At 47.7% G+C, this 17,768-nt stretch carries 19 protein-coding genes; 11 read left to right on the top strand and 8 right to left on the bottom strand.

Features of this window, described 5'->3' with window-relative positions:
• Positions 1-14: 14 nt before the first annotated feature.
• Positions 15-2,363 carry a family 20 glycosylhydrolase gene (locus WBJ53_RS28315; RefSeq protein ID WP_338872574.1) on the bottom strand — a complete coding sequence of 783 codons (2,349 nt, stop codon included), beginning with the start codon at positions 2,361-2,363 and terminating at the stop codon, positions 15-17.
• 222 nt (positions 2,364-2,585) lie between these two features.
• Here WBJ53_RS28315 and WBJ53_RS28310 point away from each other — a divergent pair, with 222 nt between their 5' ends.
• A complete protein-coding gene (locus WBJ53_RS28310) occupies positions 2,586-3,194 on the top strand; it encodes a DUF6134 family protein (protein WP_338872573.1) in 609 nt (202 codons plus the stop codon).
• Between the two features lie 105 nt (positions 3,195-3,299).
• Complete coding sequence (locus tag WBJ53_RS28305; RefSeq protein WP_338872572.1) at positions 3,300-4,595, top strand: lytic transglycosylase domain-containing protein; 1,296 nt, start codon at positions 3,300-3,302, stop codon at positions 4,593-4,595.
• Positions 4,596-4,661: 66 nt separating this feature from the next.
• On the opposite strand, the gene WBJ53_RS28300 is transcribed toward WBJ53_RS28305, so the two are convergent.
• Positions 4,662-5,612 carry a homoserine kinase gene (locus tag WBJ53_RS28300; protein WP_338872571.1) on the bottom strand — a complete coding sequence of 317 codons (951 nt, stop codon included), beginning with the start codon at positions 5,610-5,612 and terminating at the stop codon, positions 4,662-4,664.
• A 204-nt stretch (positions 5,613-5,816) separates the two neighbouring features.
• On the opposite strand from WBJ53_RS28300, the gene WBJ53_RS28295 reads away from it, so the two are divergent.
• The 3 genes from WBJ53_RS28295 (at position 5,817) to WBJ53_RS28285 (ending at position 8,246) form a co-directional block, all read left to right on the top strand.
• Positions 5,817-7,163 carry a M23 family metallopeptidase gene (locus tag WBJ53_RS28295; protein ID WP_338872569.1) on the top strand — a complete coding sequence of 449 codons (1,347 nt, stop codon included), beginning with the start codon at positions 5,817-5,819 and terminating at the stop codon, positions 7,161-7,163.
• A gap of 76 nt (positions 7,164-7,239) precedes the next feature.
• The gene (locus WBJ53_RS28290; RefSeq protein ID WP_338872567.1) at positions 7,240-7,596 is read left to right on the top strand and encodes a hypothetical protein; all 357 of its coding nucleotides are present in this window, start codon (positions 7,240-7,242) and stop codon (positions 7,594-7,596) included.
• A gap of 116 nt (positions 7,597-7,712) precedes the next feature.
• On the top strand, positions 7,713-8,246 hold the full coding sequence (locus WBJ53_RS28285) for a ferritin (RefSeq protein WP_338872566.1): 534 nt from the start codon (positions 7,713-7,715) through the stop codon (positions 8,244-8,246).
• A gap of 81 nt (positions 8,247-8,327) precedes the next feature.
• Here the strand turns inward: WBJ53_RS28285 and WBJ53_RS28280 are convergent, their stop codons facing one another.
• The 4 genes from WBJ53_RS28280 to WBJ53_RS28265 form a co-directional block, all read right to left on the bottom strand.
• Positions 8,328-8,561 carry a hypothetical protein gene (locus WBJ53_RS28280; RefSeq protein ID WP_338872564.1) on the bottom strand — a complete coding sequence of 78 codons (234 nt, stop codon included), beginning with the start codon at positions 8,559-8,561 and terminating at the stop codon, positions 8,328-8,330.
• A 12-nt stretch (positions 8,562-8,573) separates the two neighbouring features.
• Positions 8,574-8,918, bottom strand: coding sequence for a DUF6686 family protein (locus tag WBJ53_RS28275; protein WP_338872562.1), 345 nt, complete (start codon positions 8,916-8,918; stop codon positions 8,574-8,576).
• Between the two features lie 152 nt (positions 8,919-9,070).
• Positions 9,071-9,334, bottom strand: coding sequence for a hypothetical protein (locus tag WBJ53_RS28270; RefSeq protein WP_338872560.1), 264 nt, complete (start codon positions 9,332-9,334; stop codon positions 9,071-9,073).
• A gap of 102 nt (positions 9,335-9,436) precedes the next feature.
• The gene (locus WBJ53_RS28265; protein WP_338872558.1) at positions 9,437-10,006 is read right to left on the bottom strand and encodes a DUF4136 domain-containing protein; all 570 of its coding nucleotides are present in this window, start codon (positions 10,004-10,006) and stop codon (positions 9,437-9,439) included.
• A 311-nt stretch (positions 10,007-10,317) separates the two neighbouring features.
• Here WBJ53_RS28265 and WBJ53_RS28260 point away from each other — a divergent pair, with 311 nt between their 5' ends.
• The 5 genes from WBJ53_RS28260 (at position 10,318) to WBJ53_RS28240 (ending at position 13,858) form a co-directional block, all read left to right on the top strand.
• The gene (locus WBJ53_RS28260; protein WP_338872556.1) at positions 10,318-11,013 is read left to right on the top strand and encodes a response regulator transcription factor; all 696 of its coding nucleotides are present in this window, start codon (positions 10,318-10,320) and stop codon (positions 11,011-11,013) included.
• 12 nt (positions 11,014-11,025) lie between these two features.
• Complete coding sequence (locus WBJ53_RS28255; RefSeq protein WP_338872554.1) at positions 11,026-12,384, top strand: ATP-binding protein; 1,359 nt, start codon at positions 11,026-11,028, stop codon at positions 12,382-12,384.
• A gap of 136 nt (positions 12,385-12,520) precedes the next feature.
• The gene (locus tag WBJ53_RS28250) at positions 12,521-12,805 is read left to right on the top strand and encodes a hypothetical protein (RefSeq protein ID WP_338872552.1); all 285 of its coding nucleotides are present in this window, start codon (positions 12,521-12,523) and stop codon (positions 12,803-12,805) included.
• Positions 12,806-13,060: 255 nt separating this feature from the next.
• Positions 13,061-13,423: a TerB family tellurite resistance protein gene (locus WBJ53_RS28245; protein WP_338872550.1), complete on the top strand. Its 363-nt coding sequence runs from the start codon at positions 13,061-13,063 to the stop codon at positions 13,421-13,423.
• Between the two features lie 45 nt (positions 13,424-13,468).
• Positions 13,469-13,858: a hypothetical protein gene (locus WBJ53_RS28240; RefSeq protein ID WP_338872548.1), complete on the top strand. Its 390-nt coding sequence runs from the start codon at positions 13,469-13,471 to the stop codon at positions 13,856-13,858.
• 124 nt (positions 13,859-13,982) lie between these two features.
• Here WBJ53_RS28240 and atpG read toward each other — a convergent pair whose 3' ends face one another.
• Both atpG and atpA read right to left on the bottom strand, forming a co-directional pair.
• The gene (atpG, locus tag WBJ53_RS28235) at positions 13,983-14,864 is read right to left on the bottom strand and encodes an ATP synthase F1 subunit gamma (RefSeq protein ID WP_338872546.1); all 882 of its coding nucleotides are present in this window, start codon (positions 14,862-14,864) and stop codon (positions 13,983-13,985) included.
• Positions 14,865-14,971: 107 nt separating this feature from the next.
• On the bottom strand, positions 14,972-16,546 hold the full coding sequence (atpA, locus tag WBJ53_RS28230; protein ID WP_338872544.1) for a F0F1 ATP synthase subunit alpha: 1,575 nt from the start codon (positions 16,544-16,546) through the stop codon (positions 14,972-14,974).
• Positions 16,547-16,932: 386 nt separating this feature from the next.
• Between atpA and WBJ53_RS28225 the strand changes: the two genes are divergently transcribed.
• Positions 16,933-17,721 carry an FKBP-type peptidyl-prolyl cis-trans isomerase gene (locus tag WBJ53_RS28225; RefSeq protein ID WP_338872542.1) on the top strand — a complete coding sequence of 263 codons (789 nt, stop codon included), beginning with the start codon at positions 16,933-16,935 and terminating at the stop codon, positions 17,719-17,721.
• Positions 17,722-17,768: the final 47 nt, after the last annotated feature.

The raw sequence follows: 17,768 nt of genomic DNA, 5'->3' as shown, positions 1-17,768 counted from the left end.
TCTGCCAAACGAATCTACCGCACCTCAACCTCATCGACCATAAGCTGGGCTGACCGGCCAGGGTTGCGCAGGCCAGCCGGTACGCGCCCTACGTTGCGGGCAATGATATGTACATAACGAGCCGTTGTTGGCGAAAAATCGAAGGGGAGCCGTTCAAAGGCTCGTCGGCCGTGTTCGGCCGGATTGGTTTTGGCCGTTAGTACGTGTTTGAATAATTTGCCATCTTCCGAAACCGCAATTTCGACTTGTTTGGGCAGGCAAATATTGCGGGCGGTGTATTTCAGAAACCCGATCCGAACATTCTCGACCGGCTCCGATTGCCCCAGATCAATCACCATGTTTAAATCGCCCATGAAGGCAACTACGCCTTCAACCTGGTAGCCACCCATACCGCCTGTATTACCATCGGTAAGGCTGAAATTTAGGTCGGGACGGCCATTGGTTGGTTTTGTCAGGAGCCGATACGATTTGCCCGACGCTTTCGAGACTATAAACTCTTTCTGAACTTTGGCTAGCTGGTTGAGCGGCCTTCCATTTTGAAAGGACACGGCCCGGAATGTAGTCGATTGGTCGAGCAGGATGGGCTTTTCGTAGCGGGGCGATTCAACCGAAGGTATACTGCCATCGACGGTATAATGAATTTCAGGGACCAGCTTATTGGCCGTTATGGTCACCTCAATTTTGCCATCGGTAGCCGGTTTACTGGTGAGGGCAGGGTCATAAAGCGTACGCGAAAAGTTTGTGTTCAGATTCCGTAAGCGCTGAAAATGAGTGCCGAGCCGGCGCGTAAAGTCGGTGTAGTTTTTCTGATCGAGGGGCGTCCAGACTACTTCGGCCAGGGCAGCGGCACGGGGCCAGACCATGTATTCTAGCTGTTCCTGAGTCGAAATATATTCTGTCCAGATGTTTCCCTGGCTACCCAGGATATGCGATACCTCGTCGGGCGACAAACCGGCCGGAATCGGATCGTATGAATACACTTTTTCGAGGGGTAAATAGTCGCCAAATCCGGTTGGTTCGTAGGCCGGGTTGCCTTGCAGGTGGTCCAGATAGCAGAACGTGCCGGGGGTCATAATTACATCGTGTTTCATACGGGCTGCCTGAATGCCTGCCCGAATACTGCGCCAGCTCATAACCGTAGCATTAGGTGATATCCCTCCCTGCAGGATCTCGTCCCAGCCAATAATCTGCCGACCTTTAGAGGTCACAAACTTATCGATACGGGTAATGAAATAGCTTTGCAGGCCATTTTCGTTTTTCAGGTGCTTTTGTTTGATGAGTTGCTGACAGAAGGCATTCTGTCGCCAAACCGATTTAGGACACTCATCACCACCAATGTGGATGTATTTGCCGGGAAAGAGGGCTATTACTTCGGTTAGCACATCTTCCAGAAACGCGAATGTTTTTTCTGTTGGGCAAAAAACGTCCTGAAAAACGCCCCATTTTGTGGCTGTCTGGTAAGGGCCAGGTTTGCAGGCTAGTTCGGGGTAAGAGGCCAGGGCGGCCATTGCATGACCGGGTAGCTCAATTTCTGGAATTACATTGATATATTTTGTAGCGGCATAACGCACAATTTCCCGAACGTCTTCATACGTGTAGAATCCGCCATAGGGTTGATGATCATAGATCTGTGGGTCGTAATCGTCGTAATGCCCAATTATAGTCTCGCTTCGGTGTCCGCCGACCTGCGTAAGCTTCGGATGTTTTTTGATTTCGATACGCCACCCCTGATCGTCGGTCAGGTGCCAGTGGAAGTTGTTAAGCTTATGCAGTGCCATCAAATCGAGGTATTTCTTGATGGACGGTACAGGGAAAAAATGCCGGGATACGTCAAGGTGTAAGCCTCGGTATCGGAACCGGGGCCAATCCTGAATTCGACAGGCGGGTAGGGTCAGGGTTGTCAGGTTGGTTGCTGGTACCAGAAACTGATGGGCTAGTGTAGTTGGTGGCATAAGTTGATACAACGTCTGAACCGCATAAAAAAAGCCTGGTGCGTCGAGAGCTTCGACTGTTATTAGCTGAGACGTAACATCAATTCGATAACCCTCATGGCCAAGCGTAGTATCGGCCGACACATTGAACAGAATGGCGTCGTTGAGCTGAGCCAGTGTATGAACATTATGAATAGGAACTGTCAGCCCTGTGCTCCGATTGATATGATGCGCAAACGTGTCGGCAATGGCTTTCAGGTCAGTATTGGCAGAGGGAATAACAATCCGGGTTGTTCGGCTGATAACGAAATCGCCCGTTCGGGGTGCAAGTTGAGCCGGACGGGGTATGATGGTATATCGATTAACAGACTGGCCAAAAGTGGCTAAAAACGGAACAACAAGAGCCGCTAGCAATAAAAAACGATTCAGCATACTAAGCAATCAACGGTGAGCACAGGCCCATAAATTCAACGCAGGTATATATAAAAACTGTATTGATGCAACTATGTTCTTCTACTTGTTGGCCTAATAAATCGAGGCTTATGCCGTTTTGCGTACGTAGTTTTCAGGATTTTCTGTACTCAATTAACCAGGTGGGAGAAGGTGATAATCTGCGGTAGGCAACTTTCGGAGCAAATAATGCTAAAAAAAATAATGTTCGTTCTGCTATTCGGTGCAATGGGGCTGGAGGCAACTGCACAAAAAACGACTGATCCAGACATTGCCGAAACGCACCATTATGCGATTGACATAGCAGGCATTCGGGTTGGAACAATGACCGCCGTTCGGCAGTCTAAAGCTGGCGACCGAACAACATACATACTCGTCAGCGATGTAAAAGTGAACTTATTAATCTATACCGTAAAAATTTATTACAAAGTCGTTAGCCATTTTGAAGGCAAAAAGCTAATGCTGTCTACAGTTGAAGCGCAAACAAATCGGGGCAATTACGGCTCCCGAACCGAATGGCAGGGCGATCATTACACCATTGTGGCTAATCAATATAAATACAATCGACAGGCAATCGAACCTCAGCCTATCGATTTTTCCGTTTCATCGTTGTACTTTTACGAACCAGCCGGACGGAATAAGGTGTATGCTGAGTATTTTGGCGATTATTTCACCTTTGTTCCACTAGCTGCCGGAGCGTACCGGGCAACCCTGGATGATCGCCAGGATGACTACTTTTACCAGAATGGTCGGTTGGTAAAAGTGATTAAACATAACTCAATAAAGAATTTTGTAGTGCGGCTGCTGGATTAGTGCAGCACAGGAAGAACAGGGCAGAGGAGCGAGAAGCCGCCTAGTACCGATTGCCATTCAACGTGAATGGCCGCGAAACATATCTATCGTAACGCTCTGTTGTCAATGAAGAAACTGTTCCTGCTGGTTGCAGCCGGGGTTGGCTGCTTTTTTTGCTCCTGCCGTGAGGCATATGCGCAACCCGGCGCACTATTAACGGTCAATGCGGCCCTTTCGGGAAGCCGACTAATGCTCCCCGACGATGACAAGGATAATCTGATCCATTTCTGTGGCGAAAATCTTCCCGATAATCAGCCCAAAATTACTGAGCGATGGATACGAACGCTGAGCCGTCAGGCATCGCTGGCTGGCAGCCTGGCTCTGTTGAAACGCCGGGCGTCGGTTATTTTCCCTCTCATTGAGCCTATTCTGAAGCAATACAACATTCCTTCCGATTTTAAATTTTTACCCCTGCTGGAAAGCGCCGTTACCAACCGGGCAGTATCGCGCAGGGGAGCGGCTGGTTTCTGGCAACTGATGCCGCAAACCGCACAGTCGTTGGGATTAACCGTATCGCGCAAACGCGACGATCGATTCAATCTGCTGAAAGCAACCCACGCAGCCTGCCGTTATCTCAATGATCTCTACCAGCAGCTTGGCTCCTGGATGTTGGTAGCAACGGCCTACAACGCTGGGCCAAACTATATTCAGCAGCTAAGTCGCCAGCATCCAGATCTGCATCCAATGGCGTTGCCCTACCGGTCGGCTGAAACGAAAGCATATTTGTATCAGGCCGTTGCGGTTAAAGAATTGCTGACCCGACCCGAAGCCTATCGCGATTATTTAAGCAGTCGGCATCTGGAATTGCTCGCAGAAAGTGTTGTGCTTCCCGACGAACGCGCTGCCATTCTGGCTTCATTTGATATAAGCGAAGACGCCTTTGAACAGGCAACAATACAACAACTGGCCGATGATGGCCCTACATTCGTAACCGATTCAACAACAACGGTCGTGCTCTTAACAGAAGAGGAGACAACAGAGCCCGATTCGGCGGTTGGCTCCAGCGAAAAAACGGCGCTGGCATCTGCCGACATTGTGCCGGAGGCTGTTCTGACTCCGCGAGTAACGACCCGCAACATGACCGAAGGGCAATTGGCCGAAGGTAAGCTCTATATTTTTCAGGTGGTACAGCCAATCACGCTCAACGAGCGTTCATTTGCCGTTGGCGATATGATTCATGCTCATATCGAATGGATTGATAAAGCATCGGGACGAGTCTTTCTACGAACGGATCGATTAATAACGGCCGAAACACATCAAACCATTCCGCTCAAACTTGTTGCAACCGAAAAGCCAAAAACGCCGGGCGTTGCTATGCCCATGTCTTTGGAAGGGTGGAAACTTACCTGGGAACAACTGTGATACTATTGCATAACCTTACGCTCGTCCACGCTTATGTTCTGGACGAGCGCCAATAGTCAATAGCAATTACGCTATGGTTTGTTTACTCGGCAATACTTTAGGGCCTTGCCGGTTTATTTCAGACACGTAAGCCTCGCTGGTGATGCCCACCGATAGAAAGGCCTGCTGCATAGCTGCTCCAACCTGTTCGGCGGTCTGTGCATCATGACTTAGGGCAAACATAGAAGGCCCTGAACCAGAGATACTACAGCCTAATGCGCCATTGTCTAAAGCGGCCTGTTTTACTTCGTTAAATTCTGGAATCAGGATAGAGCGAACTGGTTCGATAATGACATCGACCAGCGACCGACTGATCAGACCATAATCTGGCGTCATTAATCCGGCAATCAGGCCTGCCACATTGCCCATCTGAATGATTGTATTCTTTAACGAAACTTCATTTTTCAGAATGAACCGGGCATCTTTGGTGTTGACCTCAATGTCGGGATGAACAAGCGTACAGAATAACGTGGCCGACGTTTCGATCCGAATCACATCGAGCGGCTGGTAGCTACGGATTACGCAAAACCCACCCAATAGTGAAGGCCCTACGTTATCGGCATGAGCTGAGCCGCAGGCAATGCGTTCGCCTTCCATAGCGAAGGGCAGTAGCTTTATGGTTGGCAACGGACGATTCAACAGTTCGTTAATTGCAAAAACACCCGCAACGGCGCTGGCTGCGCTGGAACCTAGCCCGCTGCCAAGTGGCATTTGCTTATGAAGAACTACATCGACACCAACATCGGGGCGATTGATGTGCTTCAGATATGTTTCGATGGCAATGCTTGCTGTGTTACGACCCGTTTCGCGGGGTAACCGACCGTCATCGCCAATAATATCGATAATTCGGACGCCCGGTTCCGGGCTGGTCGTTAAGGTGATCTGATCGCCGGGATTGTCGACGGCAAAACCAAATATATCGAACCCGCAAGCCACATTGGCTACGGTAGCAGGAGCAAATACTGTTATTGAATCCACGGTGGAAGAGGGAACAACTTTAGCTACAAGTTTAGAAATTTTAGCCCGCAATATCAATTTTAACGCTTTTCTGCGCTAATCATTCTGCTTTGACAACGAGTTTCTTATCAAAGCATGGCTGACAAAGTTATTACAATTACTCTTATAGGCCTGTTCATGGAAAATACGTGTTCAAATAATATCGTTTAATACTATAGATTTACTATGGAAATTAAATTGAAATTTCGCCTTCCCTATATGGCTCTGGCTGTAGCTCTGCTGGAAGCCTGCCAGGGAATAGGACCGGCAACAAACCTATTTCGTCCAACATCACCCCATGATCAATATGGTCAGTCATTACGAACGGCTAAGCTTGACCAGACGGCCTTAGGGGCTGACTGGCTGGCAGCCGGTGAACGGGCTTTACAGGATTCGCTTACTATTTCAATCCCATACCGAGAGCGTGGCTATTTCCCGGCTGCGAAACCATTTGCTGTTGGGTATCGGATGAGTGCGCAACGTGGCGACCGGTTTCTTGTACAGGTAGAAACGCAGGGAAAAAAGCAAACTCAGGTATTTATTGATGTCTATGCGCTCGACGACCGAAATCGCGCCAGTTTGTTGGCCGCTTCAAAAGCCGACACCAATGTGTTGGCCTGGGAGCCGCGTCGGACACAAACTTGCCTGATTCGGATTCAGCCTGAATTATTGCGAAGTGGCAGTTATACAATTTCGATCACCCGTGAGCCCGCATTGAGTTTTCCGGTTAAAGGACGCGACAGTCGCCAGATCAGTAGTTTTTTTGGTGCTTCGCGCGATGCAGGCCGTCGGCGGCACGAAGGGGTCGATATTTTTGCTCCTCGTGGTACACCAGCGGTGGCTTCAGTCGATGGCGTCATTACGGGTGTTACAACGAACAGCCTGGGCGGGAATGTGGTGTTTTTGTCGGATAATGATCGCGCTATTCGGCTATATTATGCACATCTCGATCGCTGGAACGTCAATACGGGTCAGCGTGTAACGATTGGCGATACCGTAGGGTTTATTGGCAATACCGGAAACGCCCGCACCACCGGACCACATCTTCATTTTGGTATTTATGGGTTCAATGAAGGGGCTATCGATCCATTGCCTTTTATCCGATTGGGCCGAGGACCAGCCAGGCAAACGCTTTTGCCGGAGTCGAAGTTAGGCGATTCGGTTCGGATTTCTACAAATCGGGCGTTTGTACGAGTTGCTCCGGGTAGCGATGGGCCAATTTTGCGAGAGCTACCCAACGCAACAGCACTTACTGTTGTTGGCGGTACGGCGGCATGGCTGCGAGTCGAACTGCCTAACGGACAAATGGGCTACGTGGCCAGTAGTTCAACTGAATCGATGAAACGACCTCTTCACCGGGTAACTCTATCAACGTCGACTAAACTGTTCGATGCGGCAGATCAAAGGGCGGCTGTCGTTAAAACATTAATGCCGGGCAGTGACGTTAATGTATTGGCTAAATTTTCTGATTTTCAGTTTGTTAGAAGCCTGGATGGCCAGTTTGGGTGGCTATCTGTAGCCACAGCTCCATAAGCTAATAAGAAATATTGTTTAGAAACTATCTAAATTAGAGTTTGATTTGTATATTTGTGCATTCTTTAATGCAACCATGACGAGTAACCTACCGGCAACGTATCAGGAAGTATTTAGGACTGACAAAGGTGTTGTTTATCAGTGTGATACAACCAATCGGCTGATTCTGGAATTCTGGGATACCCATACAGCTTTATCGGCTCGCGACTTTACCTACTTTCGGCGGATGGTCGAAACCATAGATGTCCGGCAAATGGCATTGAGCACCGATGCTGCTTATGATGTTGAAATTCTGACTCCTCCCCGTTCTGAACGTTGTTATGTGCTTACCCTATGCGAAATTGTGCATTTGAGGGAACTCCTTGCTGGGGCTAAGCTCATGCTCGAATTAAATACGATCCTTCGCGAGTGCGGCTGCTCGGTAGCCGAATAAGCATACATAGACTTTGTCTAAATATTCTCATAATCAACCGGCTGCATAACAACGGCCGGTTTTTTGTTGTTTTTTTGTTACAGAATTATCTCACCGCACACGGTAGCCTTATACTTATGAAAGACTTAGCAAGACTTCGAACACCTATTAAAGAGAGCATCGAACTGGCTCTGAATCAGCAAATACAAATGGAAATGACCTCGTCATCGAAGTACCTGGCGATGGCGGGCTGGTGCGACCGTAATGGTCTGGATTATAGTGCCGGCTTTTTTTATAAACAGTCGGAAGAAGAGCGTACTCACGGCATGAAGCTATTTCATTACCTATGTGATCAGGGGGCTACTGCATACTCGCCCGAAATACCGGCTGTGAGCCAGGAGTTTGATTCACTACGGTCTGTGTTCGAAGCCGCGCTGGAGCAGGAAATTGCCGTGACGGATTCAATTAACCGGATTATCGGTATTTGCCGTCGGGAAAACGACTACGCCACCGAAGAGCTTCTGAAGTGGTATGTGAAAGAACAAATGGAAGAAGAGTATATAGCTCGTCGTTGTCTGGATCTGTTCGATCAGATTCCGGCTGATCAGCTTTTCTATCTGGATAAAAAAGTTTCCAGCGTTACCTATGATGGGAACGTATTTGATGCGTAACAGCTCGTTATAAAGTTCAAACGGGTGCCTGTTTCAGAGCAGGCACCCGTTTGGCTTATGGTAGCTAAGCAATACGGCGTCTTATCCAGACAGAACACTGCATTGTAAGCCAGCTTTTTTCAGGATTCTGATTATATCGGTTTCGGTTACCGATTCGGCTTCAACGCGTAGGGTACAATCGCAATCGTCGAGGTCAATACTCCAGCGGCAAACCGCGTGCCCCGACTGCTTTTGCAGTTTGCAGAGTTGGCAAGCTACCCGGTGCACGCGCTCGTCGGTATTGATGTTTGTTCGGAAGGCATAACGATTGAGCATCACACTTAGCATTTAATTTTGTGCCCGGCGCAGGGTTTCAATCCAGTGAAGACGGGCAACGGCCCGACTGAGCATATTGCGAAGTTCGAATAGCTCATTTGATCGGAAACTAAATGACAGATACCGGGATGGTGTACTTAAATGAATCCGATCTTCGTGCGGATGAGCCGCGAAATAAGCGTTTGTATCAATGCTTCTTACATTCCATTCCAGAGCCAGAAAGTCATCGTAGCACAGCCATTGGGTGATATTATTAAACTGCAAAGCAATATTGTGAGTATCGTCGGGGGCCGTATGACCGTATAGAATTATTCGTCCGTTAACCGAATCAGATAAGAGATGGCATTGGCATTTCATAGGAATTTCCGGTTTCAGTGTACAACTGTTTCCTACGACTAAACTAGTCTTTATTTAGAATATTTCCAAATAATATCAAAATTATTAATAATAATTCTAAATAATGATCTAGCCAACAGGGCTCAAGTCAACTGTTGACATAAGTTGCCGCTTTATTGGACAGAAGCAGGAGGAGGTGTTCCCCAGGAAGTATCAACAGGGGTGATGGTATCTATCGTATCGCAGTCTTCGAGTCTTTGCTGCAGATTTCTGATCTGGCCTTCCTGCTGCGAAATACTACGACGAAGGTCCTGAGTGGCGTCTTCGAGTCGCTGGTGCCTATAATTGGCAACACCTAATAATGCAGCTATGCCCAGCAGTAGCACGACTACTACGGTTAGGAGAGAGTAAACGACTCCTTTGCTGGTAGCTTGCATGGTAGGTAATAGTAAGAGGTGCAAATAAACAAAAAGCTATAACCATAAAAAAGCCTATGAATCAATCGACCCATAGGCTTTTCCAGAATGTGAAAAATAACGTTAGCGAACGGCGCCATAATCCTGACCAGCACTTTCAGGGAAGTTTTTCATAATGCTGGTTACCGTTTCGCGGAAGGCCTGATCGCGGTCGCGTTCTTTATTGCGGGTGTTGAGCTGACCTGTTGCCCAGCCTTGCCAGATAATGTCGTTCGTACGGGCATCAATCACGTTTACCACAACGCGGTTTTCTTCATACTGGCGAGAATAAACGTTGTTACCCATGCCACCATACCACCACGAATAAGGTGAATACATATTGTTCGACTGGATTTGCTGACGATCGCGCGAATCAGTAAAGAAGCGTACGACCAGATCGGCTTCACCCTGATTGACGGGCTTATAGCCGCGTGCTTTCAGGGATTGATCCAGCGCGTCGGCAATTCGGCGTTGGTTCAGGTTGCTACCTACAATGGGGTCTGCATTGCGCTGACGATCGGCCTCGATACGGTAGGTCGAAAACTGACGGACATTTACTTTAGGATCATAGTCGTATTTGACCGTAATGGAAGGGGCGCAGGACGCCAGCGTACCGACGATGAAAAGACTGCTAATTATGCCTTTGAGTTTCATGTGTTTTTGGATCATTATTGGGTGTCAAACCGATTAGTTAACGTTGAGCAAACGGCCATTCGTATATGACAACTAAATAACTGAATATAGGAATGGATAGTTCCGGAAATGGCCTTTGGGTAAGAGATGGTATTGGTGTTTAACTTGTTGATAATTAGTAGGTTTATGGGTTTTTATTTGTTTTTGGATGCCTGATTTTTATACGGCGGTACGAAATAGCCGGAGACCTGGTATACTGATCTTTAGAATGACCTGATGGAACCCTGTTAGATTCTTTATCACGTTGGAAAATAATTTGTATATTGACTTTTATGCTAAACCACCAAAAAACACATTTACTGGTCGTAGAAGATGAGCCTAAGGTAGCTTTGTTTATAAAAAAAGGCCTCGAAACACAGGCTTATGCTGTAACAGTAGCTGCCGACGGGCGTGAGGGAAAGCGACTCATAGGCTCTGAACGCTTCAATTTAGCGATTCTGGATGTAAACATACCCTTTGTTAGCGGTCTGGAACTCGCAACGTATATTCGGTCTAAAAAACCGGCCATGCCAATTCTGATGTTAACAGCCCTCGACACAACAACCGATAAATTGTTGGGTTTTGAGGCTGGCGCTGATGATTATCTGGCTAAACCGTTCGATTTTCTTGAATTATTGGCCCGTGTGAAAGCATTGCTTCGTCGGGCAGCTCCTCCGCAGGAAGCCGAACCTATTCTACGCTTGGCCGATCTTGAACTCGACATACCGGCCAAAGTTGCGCGTCGGGCAGGTCGAACAATTGAACTGACAGCCCGTGAGTTTTCATTGCTTGAATACCTTCTGCGCAACGCTGGGCGGGTCGTGTCGCGCGTGGATATAGCTGAGCATGTATGGGATGTGGGTTTCGATACCGGGACAAATGTAATAGAGGTATATGTCAATTATTTACGTAATAAAATTGATAAAGACTATCCCAATAAACTAATTCAGACCGTAGTGGGTATGGGTTATGTACTGAAAGAAAAATAGCGTTCCTGTTCGATGACTATCCGCAACCGCCTTACTTTTCTTTTTACGGCTATTGTATCAGGGCTGCTTATCTTATTCGGCCTTGTACTGTACATTGTAGCCGAACGGCTGCGAGAGAGCGAATATCGACAGCGGTTGCGTGCCGAAGCTACCACATCGGCCGAATTATTGTTTGGCCGTCAGGCTATTACACCTCAGCTCTATCGGTTGTTGGATAAGAACCAGATGACCGTACTGACTCAGGAAGAAATTATTATTTATAATTACCGGAATCAGATTGTTTATGAAAGTGGCACTGATTATCTGACGGTCAGCAAAGAACAGTTAGATCAGATTCGGCTGGAGGGCGAGGTATACTGGCGCGTGGGCGACCGCGAAATAGTGGGCGTTCTGTTTACCAATCATGCCGACCGTTTGGTAATACTGGCTTCGGCTGTCGATAAATATGGATTCAGTAAGCAGTGGGATTTAGCCATGCTCCTGGTCAGCGGGTGGTTTCTGGCGACGATTATTGTCTTTCTAGCCGGGCGTTTTTTTGCCGGCCGTGCGCTTAAACCCATTCGTCGGGTTATTGCCAGCGTAGATACGATTACGGCTTCGCAGTTAAGCACTCGTTTGACCGAAGGCCCTGACAATGACGAGCTCAGCCAATTGGCGCAGCGATTCAATCAGATGCTTGACCGGCTCGAAGATGCTTTTCGGCTTCAGCGCACGTTTGTATCCAATGCCTCACATGAACTCCGTACACCACTAACGGCTATTACAGGACAACTGGAGGTTGCTCTGATGGCTGGAGATACTGAAGCTGACCTGCGTATAATGGTTCAATCGGTTCTTAACGACGTACGCGACCTGAATCGATTAACCAATGGGCTTCTTAGCTTGGCTAATGTTAGCCTCGACGAATCAGTTGTGGCAATGGTGCCAGTAGCGCTGGATGAACTTGTTTGGCAAACCCGCTCCGATCTGCTTCGGGTGCGCTCGGATGCGGTTGTGGTGGTTGAAATTGGTACTACACTACCTACAAGCTGGCGGGTCAATGGCAATGAGGCTTTACTTCGAACGGCCTTGTTCAATCTGAGCGAAAACGGAGTCAAGTTCTCGCCCAACCATCGCGTGTCTATAAAATTAATGGTAGAAGCTGACTCTATTGTGCTTACTTTTCACAATCAGGGGACAGCTATTCCTCCTGCCGAATTAGCCGACATCTTCAAACCTTTCCGGCGAGGTAGCAATGGCCAGCATATTGCCGGGCACGGAATCGGTCTGTCGCTTACACAGCGGATTATTCAATTACACTACGGACGGCTTTCGGTGCAATCAGACGATACACAGGGAACAATCTTCACCCTGTCGCTCCCTCAATCCTAATCTCTTTCTAATCTGAGTCTAACCCGGTTCTAAATTGGTCGTAGCAATTTTGTTTCAACAAAGGGCAACGAACTTGGCTGCTATGCTTAATAACTATTCATAAGGCAACAAAACGCCTTCCTTTCGTACCAGGATTATGAAACAGTACACCCTTGATTATTCCAGACCCCGACCAAAAAGCTGGGCTCGGGGCCAACGGCCTAATCGTCGAATGCGACGCGCCTTTCGCCAGGTGTTTCCGCTGTTGTGTGGGTTGCTTTTCGGCATTGCTCTGGTGGGATTTCTACGGATGAGGTCGGAAGTACAGTTTCACTACAAACGCTACCAAAAACAGGTCATTCAGTATGACTCGTTATTGGAAGCCAAGATGGAGGCCGACCGGCAGTTGAATACCTTGCGTACAAGATTGTTAGAACGTTAACTCATAGCTACGCATTGATTAAATTCTGATCGTAGAGGCTTACTCCTCTGCTGATAAAAGTTAAAGCCATTGAAGCTTTCCATAAGTGCTCGACTTTACCTAACAGCAAGGCCATTGTTTCTAACGGCGGGACCCTTCTGGTGCTTTGGCCTAATTCGTTGGCGTAATTAAGTCCGTCTGGCAGGACGTGGCAGATAGCAACTGTGTCTCTCCTGCCAGTTCAATCTAAACTCATCATTCATTATTGATACACCCATGAAAACTACACAAAATCCTGATCTTGCTATGGGTATTGGCAGCGTTGTCTATGCCCTGGCCAAAGTTGATGGCCGTATCCAGCTTGCTGAAATGCAGACTGTTAAAGAAATAATGGCAAACGAGCCACATGGAGATTTAGCCCTACATGCCTTCTTTTTGAAGGAAAACTATGACGAAAGCCCCGAAGAAGCTTATGCATTTGGCTTAAGACGGTTTAAAGCCAATCGCCATAGCCTCGACAAGGCTACTAAACAGCGGTATATCGCCTTGCTGCAAAAAGTAGCCGAAGCACACGACGACATATCGCGCAAGGAGCAAGAGCTTATTCAGAATTTTCGGCGTGAGCTACGTCGGCTCTAGGCCAATCCGCTTATTCTGTTCATTTACAACAACAAAACCACAGCTATGAAACCGGTATTTTCAATTCTCATGACGGCCGCTCTTACTGCTATTTCGGCAACTATATTGGCACAAACAAGACCCGTTTGGGAGCGCGACCCAACCTATTCGGTAAACAACTATAAGCACTCAAACAAGGCGGCTTCTGTACACCATCGGCATTTTGAATCCGGTATGGGTGTTCGTGTTCCTCAATCGGGAACCAACCAGTTGGCCAGTTATAAGATGCCTAAGGTTGGTCAGCCGCCTGTAGGAGGAATTGTATTGTTGCATACTCCCAATCAGGATATAGCTAGCCGAAACTATAAAATGCCCCGATTAACTCGTCCTGTTGTTCAGTTGGCTCCCGCTTTAGCGGAAAAGCCTTCTTCGTCTAGTTCTGTTACTACCGATTGATAAGGAGCTCCACTAAGTTGCTTTCGCGTTTTTTGTTTTATGGCAGAACGCCCTTCGAGTGTTTATTACCAAAAAAGGCGAAACCAATACGGTTTCGCCTTTTTTATGTTTATACTAACGCATGTTAACTGGCCAGTGCTTCGGCACCACCCACAATTTCAAGAATTTCCGTTGTAATAGCAGCCTGACGGGTGCGGTTATACACTAGCCGTAGCTCTTTCAGCAGTTCACCAGCATTGTCGGTTGCTTTATCCATCGCCGTCATCTGCGCTCCGTAGAATGCTGCATTTGAATCCAGGATTGCTTTATAGAGTTGGATTTTAATCGTTTTTGGGATTAGTTCCGTAACGATTTCTTCCTCCGACGGTTCGAAGAGATAATTGATCGAAGCCGACGAACCAGCAGTTGGTTCAGTAGAAACAATTGGAAGCAGTTGCTCAGTCCGGATGATTTGTACGGCGGCATTCCGGAATTCGTTATAAACAACTTCCACCACGTCGTAATGGCCATTGGCAAAGCCTTCCATTGCTTCTTCGGCGGCAGCACGAACAGTAGCAAAGCTCAATGACCCATACACGTTCATATGGTTTGTATTTACCTTAAAACCACGACGTTGAAAAGCTTCTGCACCTTTTTTGCCAATAGCCATAATGTCGAGGTTTCCGGACCGTAACTGCGATGTATACTTTTCGTCGATCAGGTTCAGTGCTCCTTTAATTGCATTCGTATTGAACGCACCGCATAAGCCACGATCGGAAGTAATTACAATAAGCAATACACGGTCAATTTGCCGTGTTTGTTTATACGGACTATCTGACGCCGTTTCTGCCCCAGCCGAAACGGTTCCGAGCATCTGGCTCAGTTTCTGGGCATAAGGCCGCAATTGCGTGATGTTCTCCTGAGCCCGACGAAGCTTGGCAGCGGCCACCATTTTCATCGCTTTGGTGATCTGCTGTGTCGAATTAATCGACGATATGCGGGCGCGTACTTCTTTTAGAGATGCCATAGTCTTCTGAAAGTTTTCGGTTTCAGTTTTTAGTTTTCAGTGCATGAAGTGCAAAAACAATTTCGCGTCAGCCACTGAAAACTAAAAACTAAAGACTGAAAACTAGTTTAATATTGAGCCGAGAGTTCAGCGGCTACTTTTTTCAGGGTAGCGGTTGCTTCGTCGGTAAGTTTACCGGCACGAAGGTCGTTCAGAACTCCTGGATATTGAGCACTCAATACCATAGCAAACTCGCTTTCGAATGCTTTTACTTTGTTTACCGGCACTTTGTCGAGTAAGCCGTTGGTAGAAGCATAGATAATAGCAACCTGCTGTTCTACCGATACGGGCGAATATTGAGGCTGTTTCAGCATCTCCTGATTGCGTCGGCCACGTTCGATGGTTAGCTTCGTCGAAGCATCGAGGTCAGAGCCGAACTTGGCAAACGCTTCCAGCTCACGGAACTGGGCCTGATCAAGTTTCAGCGTACCTGCCACTTTCTTCATCGACTTGATCTGTGCGTTACCACCCACGCGCGATACCGAAATACCTACGTTAATGGCCGGACGGATACCTGAGTTGAACAGGTTCGACTCAAGGAAGATCTGACCATCGGTAATCGAAATTACGTTGGTTGGAATGTATGCCGATACGTCACCGGCCTGGGTTTCAATAATTGGAAGAGCCGTCAGCGAACCGCCCCCTTTCACCTTATCTTTCAGAGAGGGTGGCAGGTCGTTCATGTTCTTGGCGATATCGTCGTTGGCGTTGATTTTCGCAGCCCGTTCCAGCAACCGGCTATGGAGATAGAATACGTCTCCCGGATAAGCCTCACGGCCGGGTGGGCGACGCAGCAGCAGCGATACTTCGCGGTAAGCTACGGCCTGTTTCGACAGATCGTCATAAACAACCAGTGCCGGCCGGCCGGTGTCGCGGAAGTACTCACCGATAGCCGCACCCGTAAACGGTGCAAAGAACTGCATTGGTGATGGGTCCGATGCGTTGGCTGATACAATAACTGTATAATCCATTGCACCCGCTTTGCGAAGCGTAGCTTCTACCTGCTTCACGGTCGATGCTTTCTGACCGCAGGCAACGTAGATACAGAATACAGGCTGACCCTTATCGAAAAATTCTTTCTGGTTAATGATGGTATCGATGGCTACTGCCGTTTTACCGGTCTGGCGGTCACCGATAATTAACTCGCGCTGCCCCCGGCCAATGGGGATCATGGCATCGATCGCTTTAATACCCGTTTGCAGTGGCTCGTTAACGGGCTGCCGGAAAATAACACCGGGTGCTTTCCGTTCCAGCGGCATTTGAAATAATTCGCCCTGGATAGGGCCCATGCCATCGATCGGTTGGCCAAGGGTATTTACTACCCGGCCCAGAATGCCATCGCCAACGTTTACATACGCAATTTGGCTGGTGCGCTTAACGGTATCGCCTTCTTTGACGTCCGAATAATCGCCGAGCAACACGGCTCCAACGTTATCTTCTTCAAGGTTCAGGGCCATGGCCTGAAGTCCGTTGTTAAACGACAGCAATTCACCGGCCTGCACTTTCGAGAGGCCGTAGATACGCGCTACGCCGTCGCCGATTTGCAGCACCGTACCGACTTCTTCGAGTTCAGCCTCGGTTTGTGTACCGGCTAACTGCTGGCGCAGAATGGCTGATATCTCGTCGGGTCTTACGGATTCCATATAAGATAGGATGAAATTTAGAGATTGATTTTCGGCCGCAAAGGTACGATTAAAATTTAATAAAAATGTGAATGATTCTATAATTCAACTCTGAATCTTAGACTTTTCTGATAAATTGATAATAAAGATCTAAACCATTGAGCGAACAATAAAACCGTTTGTCCAAATTTGGAGTATTTTAAGAAGCTATGATTAGCAAAAGCAGCCACGATTCGTTACTTTTATTGGCTGGATAGAAAGATTATTCGGAGTAAAAGCAACTGTGTTTAGCGAATTAAAACGGAAGTAAAATTTTTGAGAAACTGACACTTGCCAAACTTTTCTTCTATCTGTTCACGTTTTATCAATAAATGACTTTATTACGTATTACCCCGTTTTCAGTTCACATGAAGTTCAATCAATGGATGCTGGCCAGTGTTGCGTCGGCCGTTTTTGTCGCCGGTACTGCGACTGCCCAAGTCAAAAAGCCAGTAGCTAAAAAGCCAACTCCGGCCAAAACAGCCGCTGTGGCAAAACCCGCTGTTGCTGCTAAAGCGCCAACAACACCTTCGTTAGCAACAACTCAGGATTCGATTAGCTATAGCATTGGCTTGTTTATGGCACAAAACCTGAAGCAGCAAGGTATCAATGATTTAAACAGCACTTTGCTGGCTCGTGGTCTGGAAGATGCCGTTAAGGGCGAGAAAACCCAGCTGTCGATGGAGCAGGCCAGTCAGGTAATGAATACCTTTATGCAGAAGCAGATGGCGTCTCGGAATGCCGAGAACAGTAAGCTGTCGGCTGAGAACAAAAAAGTGGGTGAGGCTTTTCTGGCGGAGAACAAAACCAAGGAGGGCGTAAAAACAACACCCAGTGGTTTGCAGTATTCTGTTGAAAAAGAAGGCACCGGCGCTAAACCAACGGCTACCGATCGTGTTAAAGTACATTACACAGGCCGCTTGCTCGATGGAAAAGTATTCGATAGCTCTGTAGAGCGCGGACAACCTGCCGAGTTTGGTGTTAATGAAGTAATAAAAGGATGGACTGAGGCTTTGCAACTCATGCCCGTTGGGTCGAAATGGAAGTTGTATATTCCGGCCGATCTGGCCTACGGCGACCGGGGAGCAGGGCCTGATATCAAACCTGGCTCAACACTGGTCTTTGATGTCGAATTGCTTGACATTGTTAAACAATGAGTGAATGGTGAATGAGTGATTGAGCGAATGGACAAACTCAATAGCAC

Source organism: Spirosoma sp. SC4-14, from assembly GCF_037201965.1.
Classification (GTDB): Bacteria; Bacteroidota; Bacteroidia; order Cytophagales; family Spirosomataceae; genus Spirosoma.
The sequence above is the reverse complement of the archived record's forward strand: the minus strand, read 5'-3'. Positions and strand labels throughout refer to the sequence as shown.